Origin of the sequence: Campylobacter coli LMG 9860 (genome assembly GCF_000254135.1) — a bacterium.
GTDB classification, from domain to species: Bacteria; Campylobacterota; Campylobacteria; order Campylobacterales; family Campylobacteraceae; genus Campylobacter_D; species Campylobacter_D coli.
This window is the reverse complement of record NZ_AINS01000052.1, coordinates 1-9,075: the sequence shown is the minus strand read 5'-3', so window position 1 is coordinate 9,075 and position 9,075 is coordinate 1. Positions and strand designations below refer to the sequence as shown.

Here is a 9,075-nt window from a genome sequence, read left to right as displayed (position 1 = left end):
CCGCTTTCATAATCATTTAAAGCCTTTTTATAGTTGTTGCTTTCTAGTTCATAACTGATATTTAGCTCTTTTAAAATATCTAAAAGCTTGTTTATTTCTTGCTCTTTTGCTTTTATTGTTATGGTTTTCATAGCTTTTCCTTTACTGGTTCAAAGTTTAGTTATTATAACTTATTTTATTTTATAAGCCTTTAAAAGAAAAGCTATTTAATTTAAAATACTTTGACAAACTATATTAACCCCTAAGTTTAGTTTAGTAGTTCCCTAACACTTAGGTGGGTAGATTAAATCTAATGACCTAACTTTTAATTAGCTCATCTTTTTAAGTGGGATTTTATATAAAAGCCCTAAAAATAATTACCTTTTCCATTTCAACCTTTCTTAAAATTATCTTAAATATTAAATTAATTTTTGTATATTTCAAAGTTTGTTTTATATGAAGTAAATTTTATTTACATCATCTTTTTTATATAATTTATAAGGATTTTATTGCGTGGTTTATTTGTAAGGGTAGCAAGTTTAACCTACTACCCTTATTTTATTTCTTTTTACTCTCTTCAAATAATTCTTTTAACAATCTCTCTTCTTGTTTCTTATGCAGTTCTTTAAGCTCTTTAGGGGTAAATTCTTTACCTAACTCATCTTTTATAATTTCATGATAAACACTTGCGTACATATCTATATTGTGATGACAATTATCTTGGTCGATAACAATTTCTTTTATCTTATCAAGCATCATCATAAGCATATCTTTTACATACTCTATACTTGTATCATTCTCAAACATATTACAAGTTTTAACATCGTTTTCGTTTTCCAAATCACTTAAAAATAAATCTAAAAGATATTTAAAAGCGTTTATTTTGCCATCTAGGCAACTCATTCTACAATAATCTACCTTTTCCATTTTTTATCCTTTTGTTATATTGATTTGATATTTTTTAAAGTAAAATAATATAATATTAATACTTAATTTTATCTTTAATAAATATCGTTTTAATATTTTTATTTTATATTTAGTATTGTAGCTATATAATTTATATAAAATTATAAAGGTTACAAAATGACTAAAGAAAAATTCAATCAGCTTTTAAAACAAGCTAATTTAAATAAGAAACAATTAGCCGATATAAGCGGTATTCCATATCCTACTATTAATGCTTGGGGTTCTACAACTTCTTATCCGCCCTATATAGCTTTTTTATTAGAAAACTATATCAAAGCTCAAAAATACAATAAGATTAAAGACTTAATAAAAGATGATTTGTAAGTTTTGATGATGTGTGCTCAAAATTGAGCAGTGCTAATTGGTAGGTGTCTTCAAATTTGAAGACGCCCCCTTCAACCACTTTTTCTAAAAAATACTAAATTAAAATATAAAAATAAATTGATAAATATTTTCATAATTAAACCACGATGATATAAAAATTATTTCGTGAAACATTTTAAAGGCTTATTTTTAATATAAAGCAATTATAATCAATTATAAATTACCCTTTATAATTGATTAAAACGCCTATAAAATAGGGATTTACCCCATTTTTAAGGAAAATAGCCTTTATAATTGATATAAATACCTAATTTACCATACTTTCAAACCTTAAATCCTATCAATTATAAATCTTTTCTCTTTATGCCTATGTTTTTTAAGATTTTTACTAAAAAATCATCAATTATAAGGGAAAAAGCAAAGTTATTTATAATTGATACTTATAAATGCTTCAAATACCTATAAAATAGTTATTTCAATCAATTATAAATGCTATTTTTGCTAAAATGCTTATAAAGCCTTATTTTATCTATATTTGCTTCAATTATAAAGGGTGATTTATAATTGCTTATAATTGATATATAATTTCTTTTATATAAAAAAATGTTTCACGAAATATAAAAAGAATAAAAAATATAAAATGATAAAATAATAAATGATATTATTTATCAAAATAAAAAGTATAAAAATAAACTAATATTAAAATAAGCGATTTTAAGCGTTTTTATTTTTTGTCTAAGGTTGTTTTATCGGTAAAAATACTTTTTTGATTTTAGGAGTGTTTTTATTAAGCTATAGCTATAAGATAATAATTAAGTAAAAAGCTACATGAATTAAACTCACATAGCTTTTTACTTATTCGCTAAATAAAGTTTGCTCGGCATTTATTTCTATGCCGTTAATGATGGTTTTATTCTCTTTTAAAGGCACATAATATTTTAAAGCTTTTCCACCCGTTGCTCTTGATTTTTCTATTATATTAAAATATAACCCTTTTCCACTTTCTAGCTTTTTAATGGCATGTGTATCGGTTTTTGATTTTTCTAAAAGCTCTAATAACTCCCCTTGCAAAATCTCGCCTTTTTGTTCTATGATTTCTTTAGCTTTTATAAGAAAGTTTGTATCGTTTTCATTTACTGCTCTTTCTATTTTTAAATCAAGCGTATTTAAGTCTATATCTACCTTTAAATTATAAGGTAAAAAATTTCTTGCCTTTTTTGTATTTAATTCTATATTTAAAATTTCTCCATCGTTATTGCTTGTTTGTATTTTAAAAAGGTTATCAGTCGCATTTAAGAAATTAACCCCACCCATGAACTCACTTTCAGCACTCTTTCCCTTGTGATGTATAAATAAAAAAGTAGCTTCGCCTTTATGACTTATTTTTTTAATTATTTTCATAAATTCAGCTACTTTTTTATTATCATTCATATCACCATTAAAAAAGTTAAAAAGGCTATCAAATACGATAAAAACATTAACCAAACCACCGCTTTGCATTAAAGGTTCTAGATATTTTTCAACAATAAAGTTAAAATCAACTTCTATCTCATCAGTTCCACACTCTAAAGCATTGCTTGTTTGTATATAATTAAAACCAGGATAATCTAAAAAATAATATCCCCCTATTTGCATACTTTTTTTAATCCTGCTTTTAATGGTTATTTTGCTATTATCACCATCAAAATAAATAATTTTTCTAATCTTGTTAAATTCTAATAAATGCTTGCAAATAGCAAAACTTAAAAAAGTTTTACCCTTATTAGCTTCACTTGTTAAAAAACTAATACTCCCTTTATCCAAAAAATCATCGATTAAAGATGTAAATTCTATTTTTTCTAAATCAACGCTTCTTATAGCCCATTGTGTTAAATCTACAAAAGAATTATTTTTTATATTTGCATTTTTTTGTGATATAATTTTACTAGGGTTGCAACTTGATTCATTTATTTTACTTTTAATATTTTCAAATTCTTTAAAGTCAAGTTTATCTATATCTTGGCTTTTTATTTTTTTTAAATCATTAATTTCTTTAATATAATCTTTCATTTTTTTACCTTTAAAAATAAATTTATTTTTTTATTAAAATAATTCTTGAAGTATTTTTCCATATAAGAAAAAAAACTATTTAAACCTTTTTTATCTCTTTGGTAGTCTTGTCTTAACTCTTTCATTAAATAAGCTAAAAAATCTATAAAATCAGCGTTTTTTACCTCATCATAATTAAAAACACAATAGCCTTTTTTCAAAGGATTTATTTGTATTAATTCTTTTAAAAGCTCTAAATTAGCTTTAAAACTGCTCTCATCGTTTTCAACTATAAAAACTATTCTTTTATTATCGATGAGGTTTAAAAGCTCATTTATTTGCTCGTGTGAGTGTATATTTTTCATCATGCTATCACTTTGAAAACAAACAGCGTTTAATCCTAGCAATTCACTTACTATAATTTCTTTTATGCCACTAAAGATAAAACAATAATCTTTTAATAAGCCTTTTTCTTTGGCTTTTATAAGTTTTATAAATTTATTGCTACTACCTTTAACTTTAAACCATTTGACTAATTCATTTTTAAAAAGCTTTTCTCTAATAGCCACGCTTTTAATTTCGTTTTTATCTTTCAAGATAAAAGCCAAACTTTTATCATCTTTTGAAAAAGCAAAATAATCTTTTAAAATACTTTCAAACTCATCATCTTTTAAAAAATTTAATTTACATAAGTGCATAAAAAGTCTAAAATCATTAAAAAAAGCTTTTTCTAAAGCCTTACATTCTATAAAATCGCTATTAGCTAAATTAAAATTAGCCTGTAAAGAATAAGCTATATTTTTTAAATAGCTATTATCTTTTAAAGGCTCTTTTTGTGGTTTAAAGCTACCCACCTTTTGCGTGGGTAACCTGTTAAAATCACTAAATATAATCAAAGCTTCTTTTAACCCTACATTTTCTTTAAAGGCTATAAAATCGATTATATCTCCACTAAAACTTCCGTTAAAATCAGTAATCAAGCAAGTGTTAGTTTTTATTTTAAGGCTTTTATTGTGCTTTTCATTTCCTTGTTTATCAAACTCCAAACCATAGCGTAAATATAAAAAATCAACTATAGAATAATAATTTTTTATATACGCCTTTATTTCATCATTAAAAAGGCTTATACTCATTTTAAGTCTTTAATTTGTGTTTTAAAGCTTCATAAGTTGCCTTACAAGCATTTAAAAGAATAATCCTTTTTTGCTCTTTCTTTGTAAAAACCTTATTTTCTAAAAAGCTTTTTTTATGAACTTCTAAAACTGATAAAAGCTCTTTAATTTCTTTTTCAAAGCTTGTATTTTTTAGTAGTGGTCTAAGTTTATCTTTCAATAGGCTAAACATTGAAAAATCAAAATATTTAAATCTTACATTAAAAATAAACAATAATTCATCTTTTAAGTATTCTAAAGCTTGTCTATCATTCATAACTTACCCTTTAATTGATAGTATGGTTTCTAAACCACTCATCAAGCTTAACTTTTTCATAAAAGATTTTTTTACCTATTTTAACATAAGGTATTTTCTTTTGCATTCTGTATTTATTTTGAGTATCTTTGCTTAAGCTGTAAAGTGTAATTACTTCTTGTATAGTTAAAAAGTCTTTGTTTGTGTGTTGCATTTTGTATCCTTTCTAAATTTTATTAATGCAATTAATAAAGCCATTAAAAAGGAATTAGTAAGTTTAAATTTATTACAATTTCTTTTAAGGGCTTAAACTATGGCTCTTATAATGAAATTGTGCGTTTTAATCAAGTCGCCAAACAAAGAATTAAAACGCACTAGCTGAAAAAGTTTAAAGCTTTTCAAGTTTCATTAGATTAAAAAATATTATTTGAAATATTTACGAAGTATTTTAGCAGTTTTGTAAAAAAAGGGCAAGTTCAAAATTAAAAAAAATTTTTTGCCCTTTTTTAGCTGAAGTCTTTAAAAGCTTTTATGATTGTATTTAACAATTCTTTTCTTTTAATCTTTTTGCTATTTAGCTTATATTTCTCTTGCATTTCAAGCATAAAATCATTAAAAGTTTTTGTCTTATTAAATTTTTTTTCTATGCAATAAAGAATGCTTTTATTATAGATTATATCGCACATTAAAATCAAAATAGGATATACACTCATATCTGTTATTTCTATATACGCTTTTTTGTAAAACTCTTTAAGTCCTATTTGAAAACTTATTTTTTCCTTTGTATCATTGTCTATATAATAAAAAATGTTTTCTAGGGTTTTAAAAGCACATTCGATATTGGTTTTTTTTATATTTAGTTCTTTTTCATAATTTTTAATTAATGTTTCTAGTATTGATAAATCTTTTTCTAATTTATTTTTATGTTGTGAATTTATATCTTTTAAATTTCTTGCATAAAATAATAAACTATTTATTTTTATTAGTAAGTCTTCTTTTATCTCAACTTTCACTTCTGGTTTTAATTTATTAAAAATATCTAAATCGTTCCAAAATCTGCTATTTTTTTCCGTAAATTCATCAATTATAAGTTTATTTTCTAAATAAAAATTACTTTTGCTATTTTTTAAGCCATTACATATAAAAATCTTTAAATAATCTTTATTGTCTTTAGCCTTTTTCAGTTCTTCATTAAATTCAGCAGTAGGATTAAAATCGGAAATATTAACCATAATAGTTCTAGTATGTAAAATGTTTTTATCTATCATTTGATAAACCTAACTCGCTATGTTTTCCTATTCTTAACGCCGTTTGTATTGCTTTATCTAATTTACTAAATTGCCTTAATGCCTTATCGCTATAATAAAAAAACATTACAAACCTAATTCTTTATATAAATTACTTGCTAAAGTCGCTTTTTTACCACTTTCTAAATATTCTTTATAAGCCTTTAATTCATAATCATTTAAAACACTTGCCTTGCTCTTTGCTATTTTTGCCATTGCCTTAACGGCTTTGATAAGTTTCTCGCTTGGATTTTCTAAAATCAAGTTTATTTTCAACCCCTTAAAGTGTTTTAATATATGCTTTAGCCGATACCGCTAAAAATGCACTTCTTGATAAGCCCATTTTTTTAGAATAAAAATCTATTTCATCTACAAGACTATTTTTTAAGGTAATAGCTAGATTTTTGCTTTTGTCTTTTTGCATGGGTTCTGGGATAAACTCGTTTTTAGCCAAAGCTTCTTCTAAATAACAAGCAAAGGCATTTTTTAAATCTTCTGTTGCTTCGTTTGGTGTTTTACCATCTCCTGCCATTAAGACAAGTTTATTAAGTTCTTTATCGTCAAATTGTGCTAAATAATCGCCATCATCAAGTTTTACTAAATTAATCTTATAAGGCAAATTCAAATAATAATTTATATCTTTTTTCATTTTTCATCCTTTAAAAGTTTTAATATTTGCTTTACATAAAATTCTTTTATAGGTTTATGCATATGTTAGCAAAACTTGCATTTTTGGGATTATTTTCTAATTCTTTGATTAACTTTTCTTTGTTGCTCATATATGTATTATATATATAATTATCTTAAAATATTTTAAATGCATTCAAAGCCTTGCAAAGTATTTTATATTTTATTAAGTATTTGTATTTTATAATTCTTTTACATTCAAAGGGGGGCTCAACCCCTATTAAGATAATCTAACAAATCTTTATTTATTAAACAAATCAAATCATTTAAAAAGTTTTCTATCTTATCAGGCATTAAACCTATATTAGTCCCTTTTTCTTTTGTGCTTATGCGTGGATATAATTTATTATCATTTTCTCTAATTTTTAAAAGATTTTCAAAATGACAGGCTCTATTCCTTAAAGTATGTAGCAAGTTTAAAACTATATTAACTTTATCTATATTATCAAAGCCTTGTTTTGTATTTTCGTAAATAAAAAAGTTTCTATTACTACTGCTATACTTCCTAAAATCAAAAGCCCTTAAATCTAAAATCTTATTTTGCACCTTATAGGATATGATTAACTTAGCTACTACACCTAAGCTAAGGCGTGATAAGATTTGATATCTTTATCTTTAAACTCATTTATTTTAGCCAATAAAAAAGGATTATCGCTAGTTTTTATCCATTCTTTACAATTACTATTTAATTCATAATCTAGGGCATTTCTTAGATAAATTTCAAGTATTGCTATTTTAGGCATTATCTTAGATATTAATTTCAAGTTCTCAAAATGTTCGTTTATATCTTTATAATGCTCTAATCTTTGCTTTGAAAAGATAAATTCTAAACCTAACATTTTTAATCTTTTTCTTGTAGCTTTTTTAAAGCTTCATTAGCTCTTTGACTTGCTTTAAGTGTATCATTAGTCGCATAAATATTTATAGTGCTTAAATCCCTATGCCCTAAAGCTCCGCTAATAACTGCGGGATTAACTCCATTTTGCATTAAAAAACTAGCCTTTATGTGCCTTGAAAAATGGGGTGTCCATTCTTTTACTCCGCTAAGTTCTCTTATTTTGGCTTCTTGTCTTGCCAAATTTGATATTTTTTTACCGCTAACACTAGAAACAAAAACTAATCCTTTGTCTTGTTTAACCTCATCTTTTAAAGCCTTTAGTGCATTATAGCATTCATCATCTAAGGCGTGTTCTTGTGCTTCACCATTTTTTGTCTTTGGTAAAAATATAGTTTTTCTTTCTAAATCTACATTTTGCCAAAGCAAACTTAAAACCTCATCCCTACGCCTACCACTATGTATAAGCAAGAATAAAGCTTTATAAAGTAAATTATCTTTGTATAGCTCTAAAATAGCATTTAAAATAGCTTCATATTTACCTTTAGGATTAGTAACAAGCTTTTTATTTTGCACTCTATCAAGCTTTAAACCTAATGTAACATTTTCATTAATCCATTTATTTTTTACTGCATATCTAATCATAGGGCTTAGCACTTCTTTAATGGCTCGATTATATGTTTTTGGCTCTAGTCCTTTGTTTTTCATTCCATTATAAAATTCTTGTACCTTGTAAAGCGTAAGCTCATCTAAGTGTATATTTCCTAATGGCTCTAAGATATGATTATTAAAAATGCTTATTAGATTTCTTATGTGTCCTTTGTGTTGTTCGTTTAAATCTTTTATGTTGTAATTGGTTTTTATAAATATCTCAAAAAGATTTTTTAACAAAATGCTAGAATTTAAAGCATATCCAACGCTAAAAAGCTTTTTAAACTCGTTTTCATATTCTTTAGCTCTTGCAAGTGCTATTCTTATATATTCGTTTTCATTCCACGCAGGGCGTAAAGGAATAGTAAAAGCGTGTTGCTTTTCTTTACCCCCATTTTGCATTCTAAATAAAAAGGAGTTAATTTTGTCTTTGTGTCTTTTTAAATGTGTTCCTTTTCCTATGGGTACATTATAATCCTTCCTATCAATCGCCATTTTTAACCTTATTATTTTTGCTATATTATAGCGTATTTCAAAGCCTTATAAACTTAATAAAATTATCTTAGGTTACCTTTATTTTAAGGTTAGGACTTATTTTTACCTTTTTTACCGCTAAACTTAAATGGATGAAAAGGACTATTTTATAGCTATCCTTTCATCCGGTTACTATTAAAAGTTACCTGCTAAAAGGTTGCCTTTTTGAAATAATTCGAAATGATACAATGGGACTTCAAAGGCTTCAGCGTAATTTAAGCAAAATCTCTAAAAGTATGGTAAAATGGGGTTTAGAGTGGTGCGGATGAAAGGACTTGAACCTTCACGCATTGCTGCACCAGATCCTAAGTCTGGCGTGTCTGCCAATTTCACCACATCCGCTAGTATGGTACGCTCAAGAGGATTCGAACCTCTGAC

At 25.4% G+C, this 9,075-nt stretch carries 12 protein-coding genes and 1 tRNA gene; 1 reads left to right on the top strand and 12 read right to left on the bottom strand.

The window, feature by feature from the left end:
* Positions 1-537: 537 nt before the first annotated feature.
* Positions 538-906 carry a hypothetical protein gene (locus CCO88_RS07375; protein ID WP_002839966.1) on the bottom strand — a complete coding sequence of 123 codons (369 nt, stop codon included), beginning with the start codon at positions 904-906 and terminating at the stop codon, positions 538-540.
* 156 nt (positions 907-1,062) lie between these two features.
* Here CCO88_RS07375 and CCO88_RS07370 point away from each other — a divergent pair, with 156 nt between their 5' ends.
* Positions 1,063-1,269 carry an acyl carrier protein gene (locus tag CCO88_RS07370; protein WP_002839965.1) on the top strand — a complete coding sequence of 69 codons (207 nt, stop codon included), beginning with the start codon at positions 1,063-1,065 and terminating at the stop codon, positions 1,267-1,269.
* Positions 1,270-2,124: 855 nt separating this feature from the next.
* On the opposite strand, the gene CCO88_RS07365 is transcribed toward CCO88_RS07370, so the two are convergent.
* The 11 genes from CCO88_RS07365 to CCO88_RS07320 all read right to left on the bottom strand — a co-directional run bounded on the left by CCO88_RS07365 (position 2,125) and on the right by CCO88_RS07320 (position 9,039).
* Entirely contained in the window at positions 2,125-3,318 is a 1,194-nt protein-coding gene (locus tag CCO88_RS07365; RefSeq protein ID WP_002839964.1) for an AAA family ATPase, read from the bottom strand.
* Entirely contained in the window at positions 3,315-4,430 is a 1,116-nt protein-coding gene (locus tag CCO88_RS07360; protein WP_002782641.1) for a hypothetical protein, read from the bottom strand. The genes CCO88_RS07365 and CCO88_RS07360 overlap by 4 nt, the downstream gene beginning before the upstream one ends.
* A 1-nt stretch (position 4,431) precedes the next feature.
* Positions 4,432-4,725 carry a hypothetical protein gene (locus CCO88_RS07355; RefSeq protein ID WP_002782640.1) on the bottom strand — a complete coding sequence of 98 codons (294 nt, stop codon included), beginning with the start codon at positions 4,723-4,725 and terminating at the stop codon, positions 4,432-4,434.
* 10 nt (positions 4,726-4,735) lie between these two features.
* Positions 4,736-4,918 carry a helix-turn-helix domain-containing protein gene (locus tag CCO88_RS07350; RefSeq protein WP_002839962.1) on the bottom strand — a complete coding sequence of 61 codons (183 nt, stop codon included), beginning with the start codon at positions 4,916-4,918 and terminating at the stop codon, positions 4,736-4,738.
* A 292-nt stretch (positions 4,919-5,210) separates the two neighbouring features.
* Positions 5,211-5,972: a hypothetical protein gene (locus CCO88_RS07345; RefSeq protein ID WP_002839960.1), complete on the bottom strand. Its 762-nt coding sequence runs from the start codon at positions 5,970-5,972 to the stop codon at positions 5,211-5,213.
* A 105-nt stretch (positions 5,973-6,077) separates the two neighbouring features.
* Positions 6,078-6,266 carry a hypothetical protein gene (locus CCO88_RS10175; RefSeq protein WP_170245726.1) on the bottom strand — a complete coding sequence of 63 codons (189 nt, stop codon included), beginning with the start codon at positions 6,264-6,266 and terminating at the stop codon, positions 6,078-6,080.
* Positions 6,267-6,270: 4 nt separating this feature from the next.
* A complete protein-coding gene (locus CCO88_RS07340; RefSeq protein ID WP_002839955.1) occupies positions 6,271-6,639 on the bottom strand; it encodes a type II toxin-antitoxin system HicB family antitoxin in 369 nt (122 codons plus the stop codon).
* 248 nt (positions 6,640-6,887) lie between these two features.
* On the bottom strand, positions 6,888-7,223 hold the full coding sequence (locus CCO88_RS10930; RefSeq protein WP_002839953.1) for a hypothetical protein: 336 nt from the start codon (positions 7,221-7,223) through the stop codon (positions 6,888-6,890).
* 32 nt (positions 7,224-7,255) lie between these two features.
* Entirely contained in the window at positions 7,256-7,516 is a 261-nt protein-coding gene (locus CCO88_RS10925; protein WP_002839950.1) for a hypothetical protein, read from the bottom strand.
* A gap of 2 nt (positions 7,517-7,518) precedes the next feature.
* Positions 7,519-8,658 carry a tyrosine-type recombinase/integrase gene (locus CCO88_RS07325; RefSeq protein ID WP_002782634.1) on the bottom strand — a complete coding sequence of 380 codons (1,140 nt, stop codon included), beginning with the start codon at positions 8,656-8,658 and terminating at the stop codon, positions 7,519-7,521.
* Between the two features lie 296 nt (positions 8,659-8,954).
* Positions 8,955-9,039 (bottom strand) — tRNA-Leu (locus CCO88_RS07320).
* Positions 9,040-9,075: the final 36 nt, after the last annotated feature.